The sequence below is a fragment of the Planctomycetaceae bacterium genome (genome assembly GCA_041398825.1).
Classification (GTDB): domain Bacteria; phylum Planctomycetota; class Planctomycetia; order Planctomycetales; family Planctomycetaceae; genus F1-80-MAGs062.
In genome coordinates, this window is the sequence record JAWKTX010000003.1 from 434,037 (window position 1) to 460,056 (window position 26,020).

Annotated in this window: 18 protein-coding genes and 1 pseudogene; 9 read left to right on the plus strand and 10 right to left on the minus strand. The window is 53.6% G+C overall.

The window, feature by feature from the left end:
• Window positions 1-12: 12 nt before the first annotated feature.
• A complete protein-coding gene (locus R3C20_07975; GenBank protein ID MEZ6040428.1) occupies window positions 13-975 on the minus strand; it encodes a MoxR family ATPase in 963 nt (320 codons plus the stop codon).
• Between the two features lie 506 nt (window positions 976-1,481).
• On the opposite strand from R3C20_07975, the gene R3C20_07980 reads away from it, so the two are divergent.
• From R3C20_07980 to R3C20_08000, 5 genes are all read left to right on the plus strand, one after another.
• Complete coding sequence (locus tag R3C20_07980) at window positions 1,482-2,528, plus strand: GDP-L-fucose synthase (GenBank protein ID MEZ6040429.1); 1,047 nt, start codon at window positions 1,482-1,484, stop codon at window positions 2,526-2,528.
• Window positions 2,440-3,639 carry a DegT/DnrJ/EryC1/StrS family aminotransferase gene (locus R3C20_07985; protein ID MEZ6040430.1) on the plus strand — a complete coding sequence of 400 codons (1,200 nt, stop codon included), beginning with the start codon at window positions 2,440-2,442 and terminating at the stop codon, window positions 3,637-3,639. The genes R3C20_07980 and R3C20_07985 overlap by 89 nt, the downstream gene beginning before the upstream one ends.
• 213 nt (window positions 3,640-3,852) lie before the next feature.
• Window positions 3,853-4,131, plus strand: a complete 279-nt coding sequence (locus R3C20_07990) for a hypothetical protein (protein ID MEZ6040431.1) — start codon at window positions 3,853-3,855, stop codon at window positions 4,129-4,131.
• A 26-nt stretch (window positions 4,132-4,157) separates the two neighbouring features.
• Window positions 4,158-5,300, plus strand: coding sequence for a glycosyltransferase family 4 protein (locus R3C20_07995; protein MEZ6040432.1), 1,143 nt, complete (start codon window positions 4,158-4,160; stop codon window positions 5,298-5,300).
• Between the two features lie 15 nt (window positions 5,301-5,315).
• Entirely contained in the window at window positions 5,316-6,704 is a 1,389-nt protein-coding gene (locus R3C20_08000; GenBank protein MEZ6040433.1) for a hypothetical protein, read from the plus strand.
• A 209-nt stretch (window positions 6,705-6,913) separates the two neighbouring features.
• On the opposite strand, the gene R3C20_08005 is transcribed toward R3C20_08000, so the two are convergent.
• The 5 genes from R3C20_08005 to R3C20_08025 all read right to left on the minus strand — a co-directional run bounded on the left by R3C20_08005 (window position 6,914) and on the right by R3C20_08025 (window position 13,099).
• Window positions 6,914-8,461 (minus strand): sulfatase-like hydrolase/transferase, encoded by a 1,548-nt coding sequence (locus R3C20_08005; protein ID MEZ6040434.1) that lies wholly within the window; start codon window positions 8,459-8,461, stop codon window positions 6,914-6,916.
• A gap of 443 nt (window positions 8,462-8,904) precedes the next feature.
• Window positions 8,905-10,143 (minus strand): hypothetical protein, encoded by a 1,239-nt coding sequence (locus R3C20_08010; protein MEZ6040435.1) that lies wholly within the window; start codon window positions 10,141-10,143, stop codon window positions 8,905-8,907.
• 93 nt (window positions 10,144-10,236) lie between these two features.
• Complete coding sequence (locus R3C20_08015) at window positions 10,237-11,247, minus strand: hypothetical protein (protein MEZ6040436.1); 1,011 nt, start codon at window positions 11,245-11,247, stop codon at window positions 10,237-10,239.
• Between the two features lie 206 nt (window positions 11,248-11,453).
• Window positions 11,454-11,966 (minus strand): hypothetical protein, encoded by a 513-nt coding sequence (locus R3C20_08020; protein MEZ6040437.1) that lies wholly within the window; start codon window positions 11,964-11,966, stop codon window positions 11,454-11,456.
• Window positions 11,967-12,100: 134 nt separating this feature from the next.
• A complete protein-coding gene (locus R3C20_08025; GenBank protein ID MEZ6040438.1) occupies window positions 12,101-13,099 on the minus strand; it encodes a DUF1559 domain-containing protein in 999 nt (332 codons plus the stop codon).
• A 539-nt stretch (window positions 13,100-13,638) separates the two neighbouring features.
• On the opposite strand from R3C20_08025, the gene R3C20_08030 reads away from it, so the two are divergent.
• Window positions 13,639-15,477: a CRTAC1 family protein gene (locus tag R3C20_08030; GenBank protein MEZ6040439.1), complete on the plus strand. Its 1,839-nt coding sequence runs from the start codon at window positions 13,639-13,641 to the stop codon at window positions 15,475-15,477.
• Window positions 15,474-16,247, plus strand: a complete 774-nt coding sequence (locus R3C20_08035) for a hypothetical protein (GenBank protein MEZ6040440.1) — start codon at window positions 15,474-15,476, stop codon at window positions 16,245-16,247. The genes R3C20_08030 and R3C20_08035 overlap by 4 nt, the downstream gene beginning before the upstream one ends.
• A gap of 428 nt (window positions 16,248-16,675) precedes the next feature.
• Here R3C20_08035 and R3C20_08040 read toward each other — a convergent pair whose 3' ends face one another.
• Window positions 16,676-17,167, minus strand: coding sequence for an HD domain-containing protein (locus R3C20_08040; protein ID MEZ6040441.1), 492 nt, complete (start codon window positions 17,165-17,167; stop codon window positions 16,676-16,678).
• A gap of 153 nt (window positions 17,168-17,320) precedes the next feature.
• Between R3C20_08040 and R3C20_08045 the strand changes: the two are divergent.
• Window positions 17,321-17,530 (plus strand): annotated as a pseudogene (locus tag R3C20_08045) (transposase).
• A gap of 411 nt (window positions 17,531-17,941) precedes the next feature.
• Here R3C20_08045 and R3C20_08050 read toward each other — a convergent pair.
• Together R3C20_08050 and R3C20_08055 are read right to left on the minus strand one after the other, a co-directional pair.
• Window positions 17,942-18,199, minus strand: a complete 258-nt coding sequence (locus R3C20_08050; GenBank protein MEZ6040442.1) for a WG repeat-containing protein — start codon at window positions 18,197-18,199, stop codon at window positions 17,942-17,944.
• A gap of 155 nt (window positions 18,200-18,354) precedes the next feature.
• Window positions 18,355-18,927 carry a WG repeat-containing protein gene (locus R3C20_08055; protein ID MEZ6040443.1) on the minus strand — a complete coding sequence of 191 codons (573 nt, stop codon included), beginning with the start codon at window positions 18,925-18,927 and terminating at the stop codon, window positions 18,355-18,357.
• Between the two features lie 273 nt (window positions 18,928-19,200).
• Between R3C20_08055 and R3C20_08060 the strand changes: the two genes are divergently transcribed.
• Window positions 19,201-24,306 carry a GDSL-type esterase/lipase family protein gene (locus R3C20_08060; GenBank protein MEZ6040444.1) on the plus strand — a complete coding sequence of 1,702 codons (5,106 nt, stop codon included), beginning with the start codon at window positions 19,201-19,203 and terminating at the stop codon, window positions 24,304-24,306.
• Between the two features lie 482 nt (window positions 24,307-24,788).
• Here R3C20_08060 and R3C20_08065 read toward each other — a convergent pair whose 3' ends face one another.
• Window positions 24,789-25,181: an SMI1/KNR4 family protein gene (locus R3C20_08065; GenBank protein MEZ6040445.1), complete on the minus strand. Its 393-nt coding sequence runs from the start codon at window positions 25,179-25,181 to the stop codon at window positions 24,789-24,791.
• Window positions 25,182-26,020: the final 839 nt, after the last annotated feature.

Below are 26,020 nucleotides of genomic sequence, written 5' to 3' on the forward strand. Positions count from 1 at the left end.
GTTCCAGCGTAATCATGCCGGAACCGGAAGGGATTCCACGATTTCTCTGATCAGGTCCGAACACATGATTCCGCTGTAGCGTGCCTTCGATGTCCGGACAACTCGATGGGCCAGCACAGGAGCAGCGACCAGCTGGACATCATCCGGAAGTACATACGAACGCTGGTCCAGCATGGCTGCCGATTGAGCTGCGCGAAACAGCATCAGTGAACCACGCGGACTGACACCTAGTTTCAGCATGTTGTGGTATCTGGTGCTGTTCACGATCTCAATCATGTATTCAGCGACAGATTGTTCGACTGTGATCTCACGCACGTGTTTTTGAATTGACAGGATGTCTGCCTGATTGAGTATCGGTGTGAGGTCATCGATTGGTAACGCGACAGCCTGATCGAACAACATCGCAACCTCCATTTCCTTCTCCGGGTAGCCAAGGCTGACGCGCATGAGGAAGCGGTCAAGCTGAGCTTCGGGAAGCGGATAGGTGCCATGGAAATCCACGGGGTTTTGAGTGGCCAGAACAATGAATGGCTTTGGCAGATCGTGCCTGACACCTTCAATTGTCGCCTGACCTTCGCTCATCGCCTCAAGCAAAGCGGATTGTGTTCGCGGGGAAGCCCGGTTGATTTCATCTGCCAGCAGGACACTGCAGAAAACGGGCCCCTGCTGAAAACGAAAGGTGCCATCCCTGGGGTTGTAGATTGAAGAGCCAAGGATGTCATTCGGCAGCAGATCCGGGGTAAACTGAACGCGGCCAAATTCGGCGCCGGACAGCTTGGCCAGGGCTTTGGCCAGTGTCGTCTTGCCGACACCGGGGACATCTTCCATCAGTATGGAGCCACCAGCGGCGATTGCTGTGAGAATCAGTCGAATCGCATCGTCCTTGCCTCGAATGACACGTCCAAGAGTGTTCCGCAGCTTCTGCAGCCTGTCATGAAGTTCGGATAGGTCTTGCCCTGGCTCTGTCACTGGCATTGCTGGAATTCAATTTCTGGAAGGCTGTGGGGCGGGTATTTCAAAACATACTGGAGAAGTCGCCGGACGACTGTAATCCGGTCCGATTCAGTTGGCATAGTTCATGCAGATTTGAAATCACGAGATTGGCCGTGTGGAGATTCCATTAGCTTCAAAAAAGTGATGAGCATCGTGTCGAAAATGAGTCAGGAATTTTCCAGCGGCGTCTGTTCGCCGTGTTTCCCGTTGGCCCCTTTTTGTCTCGTCGAAAGTTACAGACACCTGAATCGGCTTGTTTCCTGATATCGAAGAGTTTCGGGCCGCGTGAAGATTAGCATTCCTCATGGTTTATGAAACGCTGCTCGCCAATGCCGGACGGATTGTTCACGGAAATTCAAAGCGGCAGGTTCGCGTGGTCCGAGGCTCCCGATTCTCGTCTGCCCGGAGGGTTGGTCTTGTGGCTTTTCCGGGGTTTCCGGTAGTCTGCGACCACTCTTCAGCAAACTCTGCGTCAGGTGATCAATGTTATGAAACACCGAATTTTCGTTGCCGGGCACCGTGGAATGGTGGGGGCTGCGATCGTGCGCTCGCTCAACCGTACCCAAACGGCAGAAATTCTGACGCGTACGCGGGCGGAACTGGATCTCTGCAACCGAGAGGCCGTGCAGGACTTTTTATCAGCAGAACGACCGGATGTTGTGATTCTTGCGGCAGCACGTGTTGGAGGCATTCAGGCTAATCTGGATGCCCCTGCAGAGTTCATCTACGAAAATCTGCAGATTCAGAACAGTGTCATCCATGGGTCCTGGGTTGCCGGAGTCCGAAAACTTTGTTTCCTCGGCAGTTCATGCATCTATCCCCGCCTGTGCCCTCAGCCCATGAAGGAAGAATACTTGCTGACGGGCCCGGTTGAGCCGACCAATGAGGGCTACGCGATTGCAAAGATTGCCGGCCTGAAGATGGCCCAGGCGTATCATCGGCAATATGGAATGGACGTACTTTGTGCGATGCCGTGTAATCTGTACGGCCCCAATGACAGCTTTGACCTTCAAAAATCACATGTATTAAGTGCGCTGGTGCGACGATTCGTTGATGCGCACGATTCGCAGATGCCTTCATTGACCTTATGGGGGACAGGTGCAGCGAGAAGAGAGTTCATGCATGTGGATGATCTTGCGGAAGCGGTGCTGTTCGCAATGGAACACTGGCAGTCGCCGGAAGTTATCAACATCGGCACAGGGGTCGACGTGTCGATTCGTGAGCTTGCAGAAGCGATTGCGGCGGAGGTTGGGTTCAAAGGCGAGTTGAAGTGGGACACTTCGAAACCAGATGGTATGCCGCGAAAGTGTATGGATGTGTCCAGACTGCAGAGTCTCGGGTATGAATCTCGCATCAGTCTGTCGGAAGGAATCCGTCAGATGATCAGCGAGTATCGATGTATCAAAAGCAATTCCATTGCTGACAACGACTTGAAGGATAAAGTCAATGATTCCGCTCATGAAGAACGCATTCCATCGGGAGCTGGAAACCCGACGGGCCCTGGCGGAATTCATTCTGGAAGCGCCGCGGCTTAGTATGGATACCGAATGCTTCCGTTTTGAAGAAGCATTCGCAGCTCACGAAGGACGCCGAGACGCGATCCTCTTCAATAGTGGCGGAAGTGCAAACCTTGCGCTGATGCAGGCGCTGAAGAATCTTGGTCGACTGGAAGACGAAGACAGAGTGGGTTTTTCTGCCCTCACGTGGGCAACCAACGTCATGCCCATCCTTCAGCTGGGTATGCAGCCGGTTCCTGTTGACTGCGATCCACAAACTCTGAACTGCATGTCCGAAAATCTTGAGCATCGCCTTCGGACAACAAAGCTGAAGTGTTTCTTCTTGACCAACGTGCTCGGCTACTGTGGTGATCTGGAGAATATTCGCCGAATCTGCGAAGAACGAGACATCATTCTGGTCGAGGATAATTGCGAATCGCTTGGAACGGAATTGCATACGGGGCGTGCCGGTGGCTTCGGCGTCGCCGCGACATTCTCTTTTTACGTTGCGCACCATATGTCAACCATCGAAGGTGGCATGGTTTGCACAGATGACGAAGAGCTGGCGGAAATGCTTCGCATCGTGCGGGCCAATGGCTGGGATCGTAATCTCAGAGCATCGCAGCAGATGAAGCTGCGTAATGAATTTCGCGTGAAGGGCGAGTTCGAAGCCAAGTACACGTTTTATGATCTGGGCTACAATCTTCGGCCAACGGAAATTACGGGCTTTCTCGGCAACCTGCAGTTGCAGCATCTGGACGACACTGTGCAGAAGCGAGCTGCGATACATGAACGGCTGGATGCCGCTGCTCAGCAAAATCCGGATTTGATCGGCCTCGATCGATCCCATATCAGGACGCTCAGCAGTTTCGCGTATCCGGTAATTTGTCGAAGCGAAGCAATTCGCGACCGCTTTGTTTTCCAGTTTGCAGGCGCAGGTGTTGAAATTCGCCCTGTGATCGCCGGTAACATGCAGCGACAGCCGTTTTACAGCCGTTATGTTGAACGACTTTATGATTTACCGGGGGCTGAATTTCTCCATAATAACGGCGTCTACTTTGGCGTGTATCCCGAACTGACGGAAACGGATCTGAATGTTCTCGGCGGATGTTTGAGCAGTTACTCGGGTAGTGCGTCCCGCGCGGCCTGAATGGTCTCGACTTGTAGAGGCCGATGCCAAAGCCGACAGTCCATTGAAGAACCATACGAAAGACAGCCCGAAGTATTAATGAGGGATGATTTCACGGGACATCCATCTCTCGGTGACACTTCAGGTTCCTTTCTTCAGCCGGTCGTTCACAGCACGGCCTGCTAATCATCACCAAAACACATCAACGAAGTTTATCCTGCAGAGCATAGCCACATGGCAGATCGAGAATATTCAGCCTATCAGCAAAAAGTCATCCAGCGCTATTATGACAACAAGGATCAGATTGAAGAGCAGCGTCTGGCAGAACTGGTAACCAACCTTTACCTCGCGCCGCCAAAGAAACAGGCCAAAATGTGGGAAACGGCCGAGGACCTGATGGCTCGCATGAAACTGCCAGCTTCGCGGGTTGAGCATGTTTTGAAGACGAAAGACCCGGCTGTGCTTGCCAAGCTCGTTGAAGAGCTTCAAAAGGGCATGGTCAAACGAGGCTGATCAATTCAGCAACGGAATGCACCGACATGGACAGTCGACAACTCACAATCCTACAGCTTCTTCCTGCGCTGGAAAGCGGTGGCGTCGAACGAGGTGTGATTGAGGTTGCGGGGGCTGTTGCACAGTCAGGGCATCGTTCGCTGGTCGTTTCGGCTGGTGGGCGACTGGTCGATCAGCTGCTGGATGAGGGGTCTGAGCATTTTGCGATGCCAGTTGGCGTCAAATCTCCAGTAACGCTGAGGTGTATTCCGCAGTTGCGCAGATTGCTGATCGAGGAGCGTGTGGATGTGGTCGATATTCATTCGCGGCTTCCCGGTTGGGTTACGTGGATGACGCTCGCTACAATGCCATCCGCGGTAAGACCTCGATTCATTTCCACACTGCATGGATTGCATTCAGTCAATGCATACAGCAGCATCATGTGTCGCGGTGACTATGTCGTGGCTGTATCGCACGCGGTCAACAATTATATCCGTGATCACTATTCATGGGTGCCGGAATCTCGGGTGCGGGTGATTCCGCGAGGCGTTGATTCGGAGGAATTTCCGCGAGGTTACTATCCCGATGCTCAATGGGAAATGGAGTTCTATCGCGAATTTCCAAAGCTCAAGGGGCAGATGCTGGTGACGCTTCCCGGTCGTGTGACCCGACTGAAAGGGCATCTCGATCTGCTGCATTCCATCCATCAGTTACGGAAGCGCGGGTTGAGTGTTCATGGTCTGATCGTCGGAGACTGCCCTTCGGGCAAGACAGACTACCTGACGGAATTGAAACAGACGATTCACAAACTTGGGATTGAAGACTTCGTCACATGGATCGGCCATCGTGCTGATGTGAAAAACATCTACGCAATTTCGCGTGCGGTCGTGTCTTTGTCTCAGAAGCCCGAAGCCTTTGGTCGGACGGTTGCCGAATCACTTTCCATCGGGACGCCCGTGCTTGGATATGCACACGGAGGCGTTACTGAAATTCTCAATGCTCAGTTTCCTCAGGGAACCATTGCGCCGGGCGATGTTAACGCGCTGACAGATCGAGCAGAAGAGCTTCTGACGAGCGGACACTCGCCTTTTATCGGGTCGAATCCTTTCGACAAACGCGCGATGTTGCAGGCCACGCTTGCCCTTTATGAACAGACCGCTCGTGTGAATTCGTCAAGAGCCGCCGCATAACGGGGCTGCATGCAGATGGGCAACAGCGTTCCGAAGGATTCCCCGCCTGACGGGCTCAATTCTGCACTCCAGTTTCGACAATGTATTCGCCGTATTTGTCAGGGTTCCTGGGGCCGGCATCGCTGGGCCTTTCTGCAGCTTCGTGGGGAGCCGCTCCATACGGTGACTCCCTGCAAGGCAGGCAGTGGAGAAGATGCCGACGATGTTGATCTGCTCGGTGACGAGAGTTCGGTTTATGCATTGGTCGATGCCGTGTTTGAATGGGTTCGTGCCAGTGAGTGCCACGTCGAATATTCCCGCAGGGCTGCAGCCAAGGCGACTTTAGTTCTCTATTCCGTCGACGGGAATGAGTTTGTGCAGTTCGATCTCTGGATGACTCTGGCGCAAATCGATGGTGGCCGGAAGAGTCTTCGGTTTCCTGATGTTCCCGCCAGCCTGCGTCATCGCGAGCGATTTTTGGGTGAGGATTGTTCTGATGCAACTGGCGGCGATGACACGGGGCTCTTTCGTCTTCCTCCGGAGCTGGAAGTCTGTTTGTACATTCAGCATTTGATCTGTAAACGAAAAAACCTGCGGTCAGCACGCGTGCGGAATCGACTGGATTTCTACGAATCGTTACTCAATGGAACGCAGGAACTGGCCCTCGTGGAGTCGCTTGGTTTCATTCGAACGTCGCATCAGATATCAGTGGATATTGCGGCCGCAACGTTGTCGCTGTTGCAACAGCAACTTGTACTTCATGACGAATTCCGGTCAGCGAAGCGAGCCGTTCGATGGTGGCAAAGCCGACTGGACGGATCTCGACCGTCGACGCGAATGCTGGCATTCATTGGTTGTGACGGAACAGGGAAGACGACGCTCGCACACTTTTTTCGGGACCATTCGTCTGGCCAGTTCCGACACAACGTCGGCAAGCATCTTTATCGAAAGACGATTCTCTATAAGCTGCTGGTGATCTTTGTGCGACCTCTGATTTGTCGGGACCGAGATCGTTTTGACGATCTTATCGCTCCGGTCAACTACATGCTGGCAGCACTTCGATTACGAATCCTTACCATGCTGCCAGACCGGAAATGGCGACTGTTCGATCGTTGTATTCACGACTTTCTGTTCATTCAGCGCAAGAGCGACGCTGCCCGTTTTTCTCGTTGGCAATGGCTGGCGGGCTGGATCGGAATCCGTATTCGGACCGTGCATCTGGTAGTGTCACGAACGAATCTTCAAACGCGCCGAGATGAAATTACCGACAAAGGCCATGGCGCGTACGACCACCTTATGCAGCAGTTTTTCACACGGCAAATACCTGTTCATTACACCGCTCAGGGACACGACTGTCCCGTAGAAGTGACTGCAGGACAACTATTGAAAAGGATTGTTCAGGAGCCTCCTGAAAAGCGATCCTGAAAAGCAAACCTGAAGCGTCAGCAAGGGTTCGTCTCGTTGAGAACGTCGGGCCAGTGAGAACGTCGGGCCAGTCTGACCCTCGCTCACGCGTCCGGTGTCCTGAAGACATGATTCTCAGAAGACTTTCATGGCAACGCTGATCAGAGAACGTTCGTTCCTGAAATTGCAGTTGTTCCTGTGATGGAAATCTCTTGGGGCGGGAACACGTTTTAGTTGTAATCTTTGCCGCGCAGACTGTCGGTGACAGATTGAAGCCACGTTTCAAGGTCCTGCTGCATCGATTTTGCTCGAGCTGCCTCTGAAGCGACTAGATTATGTTCTTCTTTCGGATCCAGAGTCAGGTTGTAGAGTTCGAGGGTCACCTTCGTGGTCTGAACGCCGGATTGGCTGTCCCCTGCATTCGACGAAGCGTTTGCGCCTTTCTTTTTGCGATTATTGTTTGCTGGTCTGTCTGGACGTTCAATCCGGTGGAGCTTCCAGTCGCCGTCACGCCATGCTGAATGCCCCTGGTAGGAGCCTGCAGGTGCGTCCCATTCCAGTGGCTGGGGTGCTTTGCCGTGCGCTGCGTGGTCGGCAGGGATTGTTGTACCGTCTGTTTGATGCTCTGCGACAAACGCAAGGATCGAATCGCTTGGTGTCGAGAAACCACCGACACCTGCATCCCAGAAACCCAGGGGCTTGTGGCGTTCACGGATTTCTTTGTCGAACAATTCGGCGATGCTTTGCCCATCCAGCACAGGCTGATGATCGATCTTTGCTCCGGTAATCTCCACCAGAGTCGGGTAGATATCGTAGGTGCATGCGGGCAGTTCACTTTGGCGAGGCGACTCTATTCGGTCTGGCCATTCGATCAGGCAGGGAACTCGAAGTCCTCCTTCATAGATTTGTCCCTTCTTGCCTCTCAGTCCCCCCGTCGAGCCTTGTGGAATCGCTCCGTTGTCACTGCAGTACCAAAGCAGTGTATTGTCCGCGATGCCGATTTGCCGCAGGCCTGTCCTGAGTTGACCAACAGCTCGATCCATTGCTGTGATTTCGGCGAGGAAGTGTTTTTGCTTTTCGGGCTGATCCGGGTACAGCGCTAAATCCTCAGGTGTTCCCTTATGCGGCGAATGAGGTGAACCAAACCAAACAACAGCCAGGCAGGGAGTTTCGGGTGTTTGCGACTTCAGAAACTGGAGTGCGTGTTCGACGATTAATTCAGAACTCTCGCCTTTCAGTTGTTCGGCTTTGCCCTGATTCGACAGCCAGGGATCGATCTCAAAAAAGTTGGGGGCCGACAACCAGCGATCGAATCCCTGAGCTCCAGGCGACGTCCTGCTGTCCGGCAGCACCGATCCAAGATGCCATTTACCAAAATGAGCGGTCGTGTATCCCACCGTCTTCAACGCTTCCGCAATGGAGACTTCCTGCGGACGCAGCGAGTGTCCCCAGCTGAAGACACCGGATCGATTGGGAGTTCGGCCGGACATCACACTCGCCCGTGTTGGCGAACAGACGGGGGCTGCGGCATAAAACTGATTCAATCGCAGGCATGTGCGAGCCATCTCGTCGAACACCGGCGTCTTCAATGCAGGATGTCCGTTGTAGGCCATATCGCCCCAACCCTGATCGTCCGCCATGACGACGACAATGTTTGGCCGTGGCCCGGGTTCGCTGGAATTATCGGCGAGGCAATTGGCTGGGGGCAGATGCGTGAAGAGCAGGCTGAGAGCAATGACGCTGACAGACTGCCTGAAGTTCGCAGGGGTTAGCAACATTCTGGTTGTCTCGGACGTGTAGAGGTAAAAGTGGCTGTCGACTCACTTCGTGCAACGAACGACGGCAGCGAGCAAATCCTCACTCGAAAACTCACTGCTTTCGTGTGACTTTCGAGTCTGTTCTGCAAAACCGCCAAACAGACCGGGCGAAAACGATGTGGCACTGTGAACGATGTGGCACTGTGGAAGGCACGAACAGAAGGGGCCTGCCCGTGCAGAGCATTTTACCGTCCCGCAGCAACCGGACACAACCGGACAGTTCCTGGTCATGGCACCCAACAGAAAACGGCGTGTCAACGGTGACCGTCAGACCAACAGAAGCGTCTGGTATCGCAAACCTGAAAAGCCGCTGGCATGCGACCGTCAATTCCCACCGCACCAAAGTTCCGAGCATCGCACGCGTCACAGTGTGTGTTTAATCTGATGCCGGGATCGGTTGATGACTACTGAAGTTGGAAACATCCGAAATGCATTTGCTGCATCTTCTTTATCAGCGATTTGGCCTTGTCGCGATAACGTGGAGACAATTCAGCTGCTTTTATGGCGTATTGCTGCGCCTTGGTTGATTTCTGGATGTCTTCGTAGAATTGAGCCAGCAGGAAGTAGGTGTCGGCTTGAGGGCTAAGTGCAAGCAGCTTAAGCCATTCATCCTCCGCCTGCCGGATTCGACCGAGTTTGCGATAGCAGTAGGCCGTGCCTCGCATCGCCGAGTAGATTCCTTCTGGTCTTCGAGTTGCTTCAGGCAGGGCATTCCACAATACCTGGCAATTGAGATACCGCGCCAGTGCTGTTTCCCACTGCTTCTGGTTTTCTGCGATGATCGCCAACAATTCACAGATCTCGACATGAGTCTCTGAGTGACCTGTTGCCAACAGAATTGCCGAAGCGTTTTCAACCTGCCCCAGCATTGCAAGATGACGCGCACGTTCGAGGTGGTCATCGATTGATGCGGTGCTTTGCAATGCCGTCTCAACACGGCGGTTGAGAAAATCGACTGACTCGTTCAGTTCCGGCAGTAGTTCTCGGATGGGTTCGCCGTCGTAATCAAATTCGACGTCCAGCGCCAATAGTCGGTCCAGAATGTGTTTCGCTTCTCCAACACGCGACTGTTCGTGTAATTCCACCACTCGTTCCGCGTTGTAGCGACAATGAGCGTTCACGTAGACCATCGGAATCAGACCAAATGCCATCACGGCGGTCAGCACCTGTCCAGTCCATCCCATTGTGTCACGTGATGTTGGAATAAGATTCGATCGGAGTGCGGTGGCCTGTACGGCAAGCGTTGTTCCTGAAGCGATCATCAAAGCGACGAAACTGCGCAACAGCGTTCCGTGAGGATGAATTCCGGCTGAAAAGGCAGCAGTATCTGTTGAATTGATAAAAAGCAACCACACAACAAAGCTCAGGGTCAGCCCAATCGTCATCGAGGGCAGACGTCCCAGCATGCGAAACAGGAACTCCGAGATCAGCCATGCCAGGGGCAACGCGCTGAGGAATGAAACGGCAGCGATATCTCGCCAGACAAATGGCAGAACGGCTTTCTGCATTTCCAGATCGATCCGGCCACTTTCACCGGCGAACGAAGAGACTGCTGTCAGAATCAACGCTGTGATGACGCCAGCCACCATTGATGGGGGATACGCAACTGAAGAAGTTGAGGTTGATTTGTCGTGAGGATTCATACCGGTTGTATCTGCACCCTGATACTCAAATCATTCATGGGGCGATGTCGAATCCGGATATCTGGTGATCGAAGATTCGATGGCCGACGCCAACTATGTCGAAACCTGCTGAACTGGTCGACCGACTCCACCGGTAACTCGGCGAGATTTCCAGATGAAGCCATCATAACCGTAATGTAGAAAGGCAATGATGACATTAATCGTCAACCAGGTTTCCAGAAATTGATGTTCGAGCACCCATGAACAGCTTCCGAGCACAACGACAAAGACAAGCATCGCCACGATCCATCGAGACGCCAGCCAGGCGAGCAGTGGTACGTCATCGCCAGTGGTCGCTCTTTTCTGTATATGCCAGCCAATGACAGACATGTATTCGCTCGCATGAAACCACGCCGATGCGGTCGCTAGTATGAGTGTGAGTGCGCCACGATGTGTGTGAACGGACCACAGAAGGCTCGAATAAATCCCCAGGACGCTGATCAGGTAGAGTCTTCGCCCAAGGGAATTGTGATTCGACGTTCGAAACTCGCTCATCAGTAGGTACGCTGGCATCAACATGACCCACCAGTCCAGTTGCATTGTCACCTCTTCAATGGCGATATCCGCAAAGGTAGAAGTGGCGACACGTAGAGTCACGTAAAGAAGAAAGCCTCGCAGGAACCATTTTTGCATTTGTAATGCGAGAGTCGACGCCGGGAAGTTGCGATTCACGCGTGTGTAGATGCGGTAAATGCCGTGATGCTGTGATGCGAAGTGCCAGGCGTTCCAGACATAGTCAACAGCCAGCAGGCACGTCAGAGTTCCCGTCAGGACTCGGACTCCAGCGCAGACACCCACCACCAGAACAGCAATCCAGAGGAAGGCTCTGGACTGCTGTCGGTAGTACCTGTGATCCAGCAACACCAGAACCATCGTGATCCAGCGGTGCGGCGTTGTGATGAAATAGATCTGCCAGAATTCAACAGCCTGTCGCCCCTCAAAACCATGTTCGTGCTGCAGCAACAACAGGAGGGGCCAGAACAGATTTGCAATGAACACTGAATCGACCCACGGGCCGATGATCCATCCATGCGGGCGGCTGGGTATATGCGGTGCGGAGGTCATGAGCCAACTCCATTCCTCCGTTTTGCCACATCACGAATATTCGCGAGTGCCTGCGATGGTTGTTTGATTTCCACTGAAGGATGCCCGAGTGCAGAATCTGAACCTGTCTGTCCGTTGAAAAATCGGGACAGGCACACGCAGCATGGCTGTAAACCGTCGTGTCTTGGTGTCTCCTGCTTGAGCCAGTCCCGTTTTTCAACAGGCGGCTATGCGCCGAATTGAGGTTTGCCGGAGGCCTGGGGGCTAAGCTCAATTTTTAGTTCATTCATTTCCACTGGTTCAATTGTGACAGTTGCGGGCGATTTTACGGGGTCGGCATAGATGATCGGGATCTGCAGTTTCGCCGAAACAGTTTCGACGGGTTTAACACCGTTACCGGCACCAGGGTTGTCCGTATCTCCTGTGTAGACCGGCTCCTCGACCATCGTCTGCATGATCATGACGCGAAACGTCCCGGCCATCGCACCGTCGCCGTCGACGTAAGTCGTCATCTGGAAGGTGCCATCTGGATTGATCACGCCACCGGCATTTTTTCCGCTTTGCGACGTCAGGGGTACGAAGGATATGGATCCCCCGCCAGCCATCGGCTGACCGTTGAACAGGACAACGCCCTTTACGGGGTAAACCGCTACATTGTCATCGGAGCCACAGCCGGTCGCGAAGAATGTTAACAGCAGTAGAGACATCGATTTCCGAAAGCCAAACCCGGGTTTACTCATTGTTCGGTGTCCGCAAAGTGGTCAGCCATTTGAAACTTGTGAGGAAGCAGTCTGGTCAACTTCCGTGAGGCTGAAACACGGGGCGAGCATCGTTCTCACCCCGTAAGTGTCGCCGAATAAGAACGCCATCGATGCTATAGTTCGCCAATCACTTCGCCAGCACCGCGTGTTCCGATCGATTGCCAAAGAAGCAGATCGATGTTCTCGGAGAAGAATCGGACCGATCCATCCACAAGTGCTCCCTGAACTCCACCGACGTGGTAGCTTCGAGCAGCTGAGTACATTTCTGTGTAGGGAGATCCGATCTGCACACATGGCATGCCTTCTGCCGGATAGCTTCGGCACCCCCAGATCCCATCAGGCGTTGTCGAATTGGGGCCGGTCTTCGTGCTGAAGATATTTGCTCCCATAACTCCGTACGGCCATGTTCCGCGCGTGTCCTGAGAAGAAGGGCCAGTGGAACTAGGCAATCGAAACTTCAGCTCACTGATCGCAATGGTGTTTGAGGTTCCGTCGGTAATGTCCCGCATACTGAATTTGGAGTTGTTTCCAAACATGCCACCCTCAGCCACAGTGCGTGTGTGGATTCGACCGTAACCGGCCTTGCCGTAACAGGCGGCGTAATTGCCGCGAGCCAGGTGTTCCATCGCCGTTCCGTTTGCGAATTGCTCATCGTTGCTCGGATGAGATGGGCAAGACATTGCCGGGAAGGATTTCGCTCCAACAGTCACATCCTGTACTGTGTAGGCACCGTTTCCGAACCAGTCGACGACTTCGGGTCGTTCGGCAACGATTCTCGAAAATGCTGCATACTGTGCCGACTGTTCGAGCTGGGGCAGAATGAAACAGATCCACGGCCCCCCGATACCCGGATTGCCACTACCGTTCCGCCCGTTCGGATCGTCACCCAGAGGATTCACTGTGCCCGGAGGGAACACACTGAAGGTGTCGTGATAATTGTGCAGCGCGAGTGCAAGTTGCTTGAGGTTGTTTTTGCACTGAGTTCTTCTAGCCGCTTCGCGGGCCTGTTGTACAGCAGGAAGAAGAAGTGCAATCAGGATTGCAATAATGGCAATGACAACGAGCAGCTCTATCAGTGTAAAGCCAGGGCGTCTCCGAGAATCAAGTCGCATATGCACTCTACCTCCATACCTTCAGGTTCAGCAGAAGAATTCATCACTCCAGCACACCTTCGAATCCTATTGGCGATTATTAACTTTCAGTGAGGAACACGTGAATGTTTCTGTAGGGTCAACACTGAGACGGTATGATTTGCTGCCGTCCCGTCTGTCAGCGTTGGCTGAGGGAACTGGACGCCATTTCATCCTGAATGAAAGCACGAACACATACTGATGAGTGCAATCTCGGTCGGGCTCCTGTCAGGGGATGCGATATGAACGCTGGAAACGCAGCCCTGAGCGACCCGGTGAATCCTTCACCTGGCTTGCTTCACGTGGACAACTTTTTCGGATTCGTCATCGCACGTTCTTTCGCAGTTGGTTCTGCTGCCTGTGTGACTCCTGATGACAGGCCTTCGAACTTTGGGTTTGTGATTCGGAGAGGGTTGGTTGTGAACGGCTGATGCCATCACGTCTCCTTCAATGACTGAAGCACTCTTGCAGGTTCAAATCGTGTGAATGAAAGTATCAACGTGATCACAAAGAACACACGAATGAAATGTCAGTTCGTCACCCGGAAAGTTAATTCGATCTGGGAAACGCTGATCGCCAACACGGCCTCCCGAGATCAGCCCGGCCGCATCGGCTTCCCAGTCATCGCAGGAGATCGCGGCGTGAGACTGAGAGCAGTCGTAATCGCGGCCGTGATTGCGTTTCCTCAACTTTCAGCAATCTCAGCACAGGTGTCGTTGACTGATGAATTCAAATTGAAGGATGTTGCGCAGTCGGCAAGTCTGAGCTTTCAGCACAATTCGCCGTTCACTCCCGAACGTCATTTGCATCTGACGATGGGCTCCGGAGTTGCCTGGATTGACCTTGATCAGGATTCCTGGCCGGATGTCTGCTTCGGTCAGGGAACGCCATGGAATGGCGACCCGGAAGAGTCCTCCAAACTGGAATTACGCGATCAGGTTTTTCGAAACCGAAACGGCTCTTTCACTGATGTGACTGCTGAATGCGGGATTCTCAACACCCAATATTCCATGGGATTCGCCGTCGGCGATTTTGACAACGACGGGTTCTCGGATCTTTCGATTTCATGTTTCGGAAGACCTCGATTGTACCGAAATAACGGCGATGGGACTTTCGAAGATTCTTCCAGGCAGTTGTCCGGTGACCCATGGACTGTTTCGGCCAGCTGCACCTGGACCGACGCTGATCTCGATGGGCTGCTGGATTTGTACATCACGAACTACTTAGGGATCGACAGCCAGAGTTACGCCGTTTGTTCACAAACGTATCGTGGCAATTCAATTGAAATTCCGTGTCCTCCGCGCAGGTACGAATGGCCTGTCGATACGCTTTACAGAAATGTCGGTGACGGGTGTTTTGTTGACGTGTCGAAGGAAGCCAGGCTCACCCACTCCTCTCCGTCTGCCGGGCTGGGCGTGATCACGAATGATTTCAATGATGATCATGCGCCGGACCTGTACGTTGCCAACGATACGACAGCGAATTTTCTGCTGATCAATGTCGGCCCGGGGCAGTTCACTGATCAGGCAACAGCAGGAGGAGTCGCCTATAATCGGACGGGAGAAGCGGAGGCTGGAATGGGAGTTACCAGCGGTGATGTGGATGGGGACGGTCGACTGGATATATTTGTTGCGAACTACTACGGTGAATCCAATACTCTTTATCGTAACGAAGGTCACGGACTGTTCCTGGACGTGACATCCGAATTCGGGCTCGCTGCACCAAGTCGAACCAGGCTTGCGTTCGGAACATTACTTTGCGACTTCAACAACGACTCCTGGCTGGATCTGTTCATCGCGAACGGTCATCTCACCGACCGTCTGGCCGAGGCGGGAATGCAAATTCCGTTTCGACAGAAATGCCAGTTGCTGCTTAACGATTCCGGTCGATTCTTCAAAGAAGTCTCGGCGACGTCGGGCACTTACTTCAGTCGCGAAGTGCTCGGCCGTGGTTGTGCCGTGGCCGACTTCGATCTTGACGGAGATCCTGATGTGGCCGTTCAGCATCTGAACGATCCGGCCGCTCTGCTTCAGAATGACGGCGGCCACCAGAATCATTCGGTAACCATCAAACTGATCGGCAAGAATCGAAATCGAGACGCGATCGGCTCAACAGTTGAAATTCAAACGGCCGGGCGGTCCATCATGCGTCAGCGTGATGGCAGTTCCAGCTATCTGTCGTGCAACGATGGATGGTTAGTAATTGGTGTAGGGCAAACAGAGCAGGCGATGTCCGTTCGATTGAAGTGGGCGGACGGGATCACGAAGACGAATTCCGACATTCAGCACGGGCGTCGAATTTGTATCGTTGAGGGAAATAAAGAAGCGGGCGAAAATCGCGTGCTGGAGATTCCGAAATGACCGGCAAGGATTCCGCTCACGGCAGGAAAATACCTGTTCTTGTCATGGCAGTATTCAGCCTGATCGTCGTCTGCGCCTGGCGAGTGCTTCAGAACTCAGAGAACGATGATCCAGGTAATTTGTCGTCTGCTTTTCCGGGGCAAAGTGAGTTCACCGACTTGTCGACAGCTCGGCGTGCTGCCCAACGTGGGGACTACGAAGCGGCGCTTCAGGAAGTTGATCATATCATTGAGTCTCAGCCGGATAGTGTGCCTGCGAATCTGCTGAAATCCGAATTGCTGTTCCGGCTCTATCGAGCGGACGAAATGCGACCCGTACTTGGGAACATACTTCGGCAGGCTCCGGATCACTTTGAGGCTCACGCCAACCTGGCATTTGCGCTGCGGTTTTCGGGTGAACTTGACGAAGCTGAAAAACATGTTGACTGGTGCCTGTCACGCCGTCCCGATTTTTTGCCCGTTGCGAGAATCAAAGCAGAGATCTATCGAGATCGCGGTGATGCTGATCGCGCACTGCTGGAGGTTCATCACATCCTGAAGATGCACCCCAACGATGTGGACACGCGAATTCTGGAAGCCGAACTAATGATGTACCAGCGCGAATTTGAAGCCGCTTATCAATCACTGAAGCCCTATTCCGGATCTTCGCAGCATAACCATCGCCTGATGGCGCTAATGGCTCAGCTTTGCCAGCTGATCGGCAAAGACGCCGAGGCTGCTGAATACCGCGACCGATTGAATGATCTGAAGATCGCCCCCCCAACTCATTGACAAAGTGACCCTGCGCATTCTCGCATGAGTGCGAGTTTCACAATGTGCAGTGGTGTGCGATTTCCTGGAGCATTGATTCGCTACGCTGCGAATATTTTCTTGTCGAAACTCGCGACACAAGTGGTTTCGATGATCGAATCCGGAGTCGCCCCAAAGACATCTGATTGAAGTGGACCCCGATATTCAGATCAGCGGTGAAGTTGGAACTGTTGACCTGAGTATGGAGGTTATTGTGGCATCCTCCGAGGAAGTTGCCTGCCCCCTTCCTCGTTTCTCTGCCTCCGCTTGTCTCTGCTAACTGTCCGTTGAAAAACCGGGCCAGCCACGCCGGACGACTGGAAACCATCGTGTTCTTAATGTCTCCTGTTCGAGCCAGTCCCGTTTTTTCCAGGCTTTTAATTTAACGCCTGTCACGCCCGACACTGGCTTCAGGCATCGACGATCGCTGCCATTCTTTCCCAGAGTTCATCACAAAGACCGGAGCGATAGGCTGCCTTCCTGAAGGCTTCGTGCTCGCGGCGATACATGGTCAAATAATGGGCTTGAGATTCCTCCAGCGATCCCAGAAGGTTGGCCAACCGGTCGGCTGCCTTGACGGTGAGTGCCAGAGAATTGGTTGTCATCGATAGCTTTTCATTCGTCCGAGCCTTTCGAACCGCTCGACTTTCACCAGGTTCATCCGTGAGCAGGGCAACACAATGAGCGATGTCTTCGCCGAATGCTTCCGCGATTTCGGCAACCGTGACTTCGCAGTCTTCGGCAACGTCGTGCAAATAGGCCACGATTTGAGCCTGATCTCCGAATGGGGCGAGAATCTCAGCAACGGCATCCAGATGGTACACATACGGATGTTCTCCATATTGTTGCCCGGCATGCGCTCGCATGGCAAAGTCACGGGCTCTCTGAATTTCGGCATTCATGAACGAACTTTGACTGACAAACTGTTGACGGTGCTCCGAAAACCCACGAGTGAAACCATAGCTCTGTGGAGCTCCTTCGATTCTGCCGCAGAATATTTCAGGCAGGGACTCCGGGACAAGTGAGACGTTTTTCGGGGCACAACACGAGTCCAGCGTGGCACTGTGCACAAGACATCGAACGTGCTCGACAAGATGCCAAAGCCTGTGCAGCCTCAGGCAAAGAGAATGCTGCATTCCATCTGGGATGCGCCAAAGAAGGACGAAGCTCTCAGAGCGTTTGATCTTTTCCTCAACACCTTCGAAGCCAGGCATTCGGCCGCGGTGGAGTGTCTTCGGGAAGATCGTGATGTGCTGCTAACCTAACCTAACTGACCGTTGAAGAACCGGGCCAGCCACGCAGGACGACTGGAAACCATCGTGTTTTACGGTCTCGTGCTCAAGCCAGTCCCGTTCTTTAACAGGCTGCTGAGCTGAGCTAAGCTAACGTTCTATGGCTCTCCAGCAGAGAACTGGTGCCACATTCGAACGACGAACCCAATCGAAAGTACCTTTTCCACAATTCGACTTCGTCATCGCAAGGCCAGAATGCCAGAATGAACCCAACCCCCCGGAGCTTTTCGTTTCGGTCGTCCCGAAGCAGAACACTACCCAAACAAACAACGAGCTTATCCGTTTCTGGCTGAACGCTGGTCCGTTGTTTACGTTCCTGGGCGGCACAGAGTCATGCTGGAGCGTTGCAAATCGCCTGCATACTCGCGTGACATGGTCGGCGATTCATTCGTCGGCCAGCATGACGGTTGCGATGCCCCATTGGTTGAAGCTTTGAGCGGCTTTGAATTGAAATGGAATCGCCACCTCACCTGTGGGTTTGATGTAACCGGCCTTGCTGTTCATTTCTGCCGGAATGAGGCCTTTTCCGCATGCATCCAGAGAATCATACTTGAAGGGGACAATCAGCTTGCCGGAAAGATCGATGAGCCCCCACTTCTTGCCACCTTTCACGCTGGCGACCCCTTCGCTGAAGTTTCTCACGTCGGCAAATGTCTGCCCAAAGGCCGGTCGAAAATGCAAATCGAGAAATTGGGCACGCTCACGCCCCTGACTATCAGTCAAAAAAGAACAGCAGTATTCGTGGTAGAATGGCCAGCAATAATCCCTGACGTTGGCAACACGCTGACCGTTCACATCTAAGAATCCAGCCCATTCCTCATTCGATGCGTTTGCGAGTCCCTCACTAAATCTCTGAGCGTGAATATACTGCATCGGAATGACCAACTTCCCGTCACGGTCGATATAGCCGTAGTGCCTCGTTCGGGACCGCCCACTATCGCTCGTCCATCGCGAAATTGCTCTACACTCTGATAGATAGGGGCGATAACCCATTCTCCAGCTTCATTAATGAAGCCGATTCGATTGTCCCGCGTTCCGCGTTCGTCCTTTCGCTCCCAGGCCACGGCAAGGCCATCGACGAAACTGCTCAAGTCACAGAATTGCCAGTTGCCAAATGGTCCATGCACGGCGTGGACAAGCCCATACTTGCCAGTCTGCGGGTCTCCGGCTGTGCTAATTTCGCTTCGAAAAGGCTGGATGACTGTAAATCTCGGCTGCAGCAGGATTTGCCCGGTTTTTGCATCCAGCAATCCTTCCAGACCCTCATCCGTGCGAAAAACAACTCGGTCCAGCGTCGTTGCCCTGACGTACGCGTAGCTGTTGGGAAGGAGAAGATTTCCTTCCACGTCAATCAAATTGAATCGGTTCATCGGAAGTCTCTTTCTGTCATATCATTGGTGGCCGACCATGGTGATCGTGGTATGGATTCGGGCCAATAGAACTTCCAAAGCGTATCGCTAAAGGGGACATTGTGCTTTTGATCTAAATTAAAGTGTCCCCTTAATGAAGCTCTTTGAAAATCCGATTGTGTCGATCTTCAGCAGCGGAATGGATTGGCGATCAGCGGCACCGATCCGATAGAATTCCGCATCAAGTCTGCTGAATTCTCAATGCAACCGATGACGATGAAAACAGGAACACTGATGCAAAGCATGAAGATTGCGACCGCTTTTCTGATGGCGGTAGTGGCCACCATTTCGGCATCTGCTCAGGAAGTTGTTTACCCCGGGGGCCATGGTGCAGGGCATGGGAAACATATCGTTTTCCTGGCGGGAGATCACGAGTATCGATCGGAAGAGACGCTGCCGGCACTGGCTCGCATTCTGTCAAAACACCATGGATTCAAATGTACGGTGTTGTTTAATGTCGACCGGGAGTCCGGGGAGATCGTTCCGGGGAACTCCAACATGCCCGGGATGGAGGCACTGGATACAGCCGATCTGGCAGTCGTGTTCCTGCGATTTCAGAATTTCCCGGTTCAACAGATGGAGCACCTGGATGCTTATCTCAACCGGGGTGGACCAGTTGTCGGCCTGCGAACCGCAACTCATGCATTCCGCATGAAGGCGGATGAGCCATTCGCAAAGTATTCCTTTGACTACAAGGAAGACGACTATCAACTGGGATTCGGACATCAGGTGCTGGGGCAGACCTGGGTCGGACACTACGGTCGCAACCATCTGCAAAGCACTCGAATTTCGGTGGTCGATGGAAAGCAGGACCATCCCATCCTGAGGGGTGTGAAGGACATCTGGGTTCAGGCCGGAGGATATGTGGGCAAACCGGTTGACGGAAACATCCTCACGATGGCGCAGCCACTGAACGGCATGACGCCTGAATCACCCGCTGACGACTCAAAGCCCCCGATGCCTTCGGAATGGACTCGAACTTACAGTACCTCAACGGGCAGGACTGGCCGCGTCTTCACATCGCTGTATGGAACACCCGAGGATCTGCTGAACGACGGTTACCGTCGACTGCTGGTCAATGGCTGTCTGTGGGCGGCAGGACTTGAAGACGCGATCACGCCGGATGCGGAAATCTCATTCGTGGGCCCCTTCCATCCCACGACGTTCGGAAACGGAACTCATGCCAAAGGAATCAAGCCAGCCGCCTATGTGGGATTTGAGACCCCCATTCCCGCGGGCCACGATACAAAAAAACCGAAATCAACGACCGGACAGAATCCTCCGGCAAAGAGAACCCGGCAGAAATCGCAGACCACAGTCACCGATGCCCGAACAGGTTCCACGACAAAGGAGCCTGTGAAACCCGCTCGGTTCGTTCGGATCGAACTGCCTGGCCAGAAACGTATTCTCACGCTGGCCGAAGTGGAAGTGTTCAGCGGCGGACGCAACATTGCGGCTCAGGGAAAAGCGACGCAGTCAAGCACGAACGGTCCCGGAGTCGCTTCAAAGGCAATCGATGGAAACAAGGACTCCGACTGGGGCAAACAGGGGCAGACCCATACATCCAATTCGGGAGAGACGAATCCGTGGTGGGAACTTGATCTGGGGAAAGAAGAGAACATCGAAAAAATCGGCGTCTGGAACCGGGCCGGGTTTGAACGCCGTCTCGCCGGTTTCACGCTCGTGCTGCTGGACTCTGATCGCCGTGAAGTTTTCCGCGTGGCGGATATCGCAGCGCCTCAGGGGATGGAACTCAATGTCCAGGACGGCGGCAGTCTGCGGTATCTCGCCTTTGATGGTCAGCCAGGAAAACCGGTCGTGGGTGCAGCCATGCTGGCTGCCAGTGCAGGGCGGCAGCAGTCTCCTTCAGAATCGGATCTGGCTGATCTGGCAGAAGTCCCCGCGAACTATCGCGACCCGGCGCCGTTTGCTTTTCGGAAAGACGACATCGTCGCCATTCTGGGCAACGGCCTGCCTGACCGGATGCAGCATGACGGCTGGCTGGAAACACTGCTGCAGTCACAGCTTAAGGATCTGCACGTCCGCTTCCGCAACATGAGTGCCAGCGGCGACCGCGTCAATCACTATCCGCGCAGCTCCGGCCAGATGTCCATGACCGCCTATCTGCGGAAAGTGCAGCCGACTGTGGTCTTTGCATTCTTTGGTTACAACGAATCCTTCGAGGCCAAACCGGAGGACTACCGAAAACAACTGATCGAATTCGTCCGAAGGACCCGCGGAGCAAAACCGAACGGGAAAGACTTCCCTCGAATTGTGCTCTTCAGCCCCATTGCCCAGGAAGACACACACAATCCCAATGTGCCTGATGGCAAAGCACAGAATGTTCGTCTGGCGGCGTACACCGCTGCGACCGCAGCGGCGGCAGAAGAAACGGGTGTCGCATTTGTGGACCTGTTTCATCCGTCTCTGGATCTTTACGGTCAGGCCGAACATCCGTTGACGATCAACGGCATCCACCTTTCAGAGGACGGAAACCGACAGCTGGCCGAAGTCATCGCCAGCGCATTGTCCGGCAGGTCGGTCAGGTCTTCACTCTCCCTGGATCGCCTGCGTCAGGCAGTGCTCGACAAGAACCTGCACTGGTGGAATCGCTACCGTGCCTCCGACGGAAATGACATCTGGGGTGGGCGGTCCACACTGACGTTTGTGGACAACCAGAGCAACGCAGAAGTGCTTCAGCCGGAACTGGCGATGCTGGATGTTATGACGGCCAACCGCGACGAAGTGGTGTGGGCTCGCGCTGCTGGAAGCGACAAAACCGTTGACGACAGTAACGTTCCACAGCCCGTCCCCGTGACTTCCAATGTGGGGGGCGGCAGCAAGAGTTCCAGTGCGGAAAAAGAAGGGTCACTGAGCTATCTCAGCGGCCAGGACGTTCTTGAACAGATCGCCGTGGCCAAAGGGTTTGAAGTCAGCCTGTTCGCCGACGAATCCCGTTTTCCTGAGCTGATCAATCCCGTGCAACTGCAGTTTGATACGAAAGGCCGACTCTGGGCAGCTGTCTGGCCCACGTATCCCAAGTGGGAACCACGCGGAAAAATGGATGATGCGCTGATTATCCTGCATGACGACAACAGTGACGGCGTTGCTGATCGAGTGACGGAGTTTGCAAAAGTGCAGAATCCTCTGGGCTTCGAATTCTGGAATGGCGGGGTGATTGTCACCTTCCAGTCCGAGCTGCTGTTTCTCAAAGACACAGACGGAGACGATGTTGCTGACGAGCGGATCATTCTGCTGCAGGGACTGGATACATCCGACACTCACCATGGCGCAAACAACCTGATCTACGGTCCGGATGGAGGAATTTACTGGCAGAGCGGCGTATTCATGGTTCACAACCACGAACATCCATGGGGACCGTCACTGCAGTCATCGGCGTCCGCCATGTATCGCTTCGATCCGCGTCGTTTCACAATTGCCATGCATGCCAACAATTCGCCGAATCCCCACGGGATCGCATTCGACTACTGGGGGTACCACTACGCCACCGATGGAACCGGCGGTCGTGCCTATCAGGTCCGCCCTGAAGGTGACGGCTTCCAGATGCACGAACTTCTCAAGAAGGAAGTTCGTCCGGTGACGGCCAGTGAGGTTGTCAGCAGTACTCACTTCCCGGAATCCATGCAGGGTGATTTCCTGATCTGCAACGTGATCGGATTCCTGGGAATCAAGCATTATGACCTGCAGCGCAACCCGGACACCGGGACTGTGTGGGGAGAACCGGCCGGCGACGAACTGACGGTCACCGTCACACAGGCGGATGGCAGCACGAAAGAAGACCAGTCGCGCGGCCTGCTGATGAGTGGCAATAAGAATTTTCGTCCGTCCGATGCCATCTTCGCGCCGGACGGTTCGCTGTACTTCAGCGACTGGCACAACGTCATCATCGGGCACATGCAGCACAATGTGCGAGATCCCAATCGTGATCACGCCCACGGCCGAATCTACCGCGTGACCGCCACTGGACGACCATTGCAGAAGCTGGTGGCGATCGACGGTCAGCCCATCGCCGCGCTGCTGGAGAATCTGAAATCGCCAGTCGATGGGATTCGCCACCGCACGCGCATAGAGCTCAGTGAACGGGATTCAAAGGACGTCATTGCTGCCACGCAGCAGTGGCTGACGCAGTTTGATCCCGGAAAGAAGGAGGATGCTCACCATTTCCTGGAAGCTCTGTGGCTGCACCAGCAGCACAACGTCCGGGACTATGCGCTGCTGAACCTGGTGCTGAATTCTCCGGAACCGCACGCGCGAAACGCAGCGAAGACAGTGGAGCATTTTTGGGGACGTGTGGAGAAGACTTTGCGCGGCGGCGTCATTGCAGAACAGGCACTGGCTTCGTCTCAGAAGTCCGGCATCCTGAGCGATACACCGGAACTGACAACTATCCGAATCGGAACGGTCCCGGAAAAAATGCGATACGACGTACAGGAACTCACCGTGACACCCGGGAAGAAAGTGAAGCTGACATTCGCGAATTACGACTTCATGCCTCACAACATGATGCTGGTCAATCCTGGCAAAGCGGATGATGTGGGACTGGCGGCGATCAATCTGGGTGCCCGCGGTTTTGATGTGGGATTTGTTCCGGACTCACCGGATATCCTGTGGCACAGCCAGCTGGTTGATTTCGGTCAGGAACAAATCATTGAATTCACAGCACCTTCGGAAGAGGGAGCCTATCCATATATCTGCTCCTTCCCGGGACACCATCGCCTGATGCGCGGCATGATGTTCGTGACCAACGATCTGAAGGCCTTCCTCGCGAAGAATCCGCAGGAGCAGATCAAGATCACCGAATGGAAGCTGCCCGACTTTGCAGAAGACATCCGGCGTGTGAGTCAACACCGTGACTTCAACAGCGGAAAACAGCTGTTCACGACGCTGGGCTGTGCTCAGTGCCACAGACTGAGCAATGCAGCCGCAGCGGGAACGTCCGGCCAGGCCGTTGGCCCCAACATCGATGACACGGTGAAGAAGTACAAACGCAGTGCAAACGACGTCCTGCGGGAGATTCTTGATTCGTCCCGGAACATTGACGAAAAGTACCGTCAGGTCATCGTGGCACTGGAGGATGGCAAGACGCACACGGGTGTGATTGCGTCCGAAGATGACAACACTCTGACATTGCTGTCAGGAAGTCCTCCTCAGATGCTGCAGATTCCGAAGCGTTCCATTGATGACCGCGCTGCGTCAGCGGTGTCCATCATGCCGGCCGGGCTTCTGAACACACTCGACAAAGAACAGATTCTCGACCTTCTCGCCTATCTTCTGGCCGGAGGCAACGAGAAGGATCCGGCCTTCCATCACCATCATTAGAGTGACGTTCCCGCCAAACCACAGGGGACCAAACCAAGCCACCAGATTCTCGATACGATTCCTCGGTGCTCTCAGAGCGATCTGTCGATTCGCACGGTGTTCTGAGTTGCCCCTGCGGTTCGTGTCAGAGTGTGGGCTGCACTCAACTGTGAATGCATCCACCGGAAGAGTGATGTCGGCGTCAATCAGCATCACTTGCGCGATGAACCACATATTGAAGAGAAGCAAGTAACAGATTGGTAAAGCGAAAAAGCCAAAGAGGCGACTGACAGACGAATAAGTCACGGGCATCTTCGGGCGTACAAGCTCCGTTCCCGTCGCGTGTTATTGTCGACATACGCAAGATGACGCGGGGTTGTCTCAAGCGACGTCGACGGCCGTGCCCACCGACAGTCACTATGTCGAAACAGTTTCAATCAAACAATTACCTCAAGACGGCGAAGCCTTGCGGCCAAATTGGAGAGGATCGCGTGGCATCACGATCACCATTCTCTCTCGGCTTCTTCTGCTGCTTTCTCTTTTTCATAGTAATCCTCGAATGAGGAATACTGCAGCGTGATTTGTTGTGACTCATGCTCATACATCCAGATCCCCTGTGGATCACCATTGCGAAATATGAACCACCAATCACCGCCTTCGTTGTCTGCCACGAGGATGATCTTTTCAATAAAGTTCGCGTCGTCTGGCAATTCCAGTTGTGATGCCGGAGTATTCTTATTCGCGTGAATAATATCGTGGGAATCGCTGTAAAGCAGATGGCCATCGTCATACGGATCAGGAATTTGCTCTACCAGCGGCAGAAGTCGAGTCAGGAAATCTCTGTACGATTCCGGCAACGCATATCCAAGCGACTGTTCAATTTTTGATGTGTCCATCGAGAATGTTCCAGTGTGTTGTGATGCAGTCGAATTCTTGCTTTCGTCACGAATCCTCAAACAACTGCCAACTGCCAGGCGGAGGATTTAAGTGGAAACAAGTTGAGGCGTTCAGATGCCATCCTGCACGAAGATACGGAGATTTCTGTTGAGAACTTCCGTGCGGAAATGAAGTACATCCTCTTCGCTCAAAGTCAGAACGGTAACTACAAGATTCATTGACTACAAGATTCATTGGCTGCTGGATTTCCATCCCTGTTCTGCGGGGGTTTTTGCTCCAACAGAACGGAGATAGCTGACGATCTCTGTGTGATTCCTCTGAATGGCCAGACTCAGGCCATTCGAGCCTAAGAAGTACGCATTCACATCAGCGCCATGCTCGAATTGACGTAATTCTGGCACGTCAGAATTACGAATCGCCTTTACACAAGATCGTTTCAATTCCATTGTTATAGCCATTTTAGACTCACTCGGGCCCAGCAGATGAAAAAGAAGATTGGCAGCCTGACACTAACGACGACCTGCGATCCATGCGATGAAAGATGTGGGTATGTGAATTGTGGGTGAGTTCTGCGAATTCGCAAAGATTCAGGTGCGGTCACGTCTCGTAAGCACAGGAATGCTAGAGCAACGGAAGACTCAGCAGAAATGCAACCCGGCAAAATTGTCTCGTGATATTCTACGCCACTTTCGGTCATTCATAATCGCGGTAGCGCCGGAGATGCCGGGGTGCCTGAAGACACCCGCATTGAACCCCGGGCGGATAGGACCTCAATCGCCGTTGGTTTAAGAAGTCATCTCATCATTCGTCTTCTCAGACGGCCGCCTCCATCGAAACA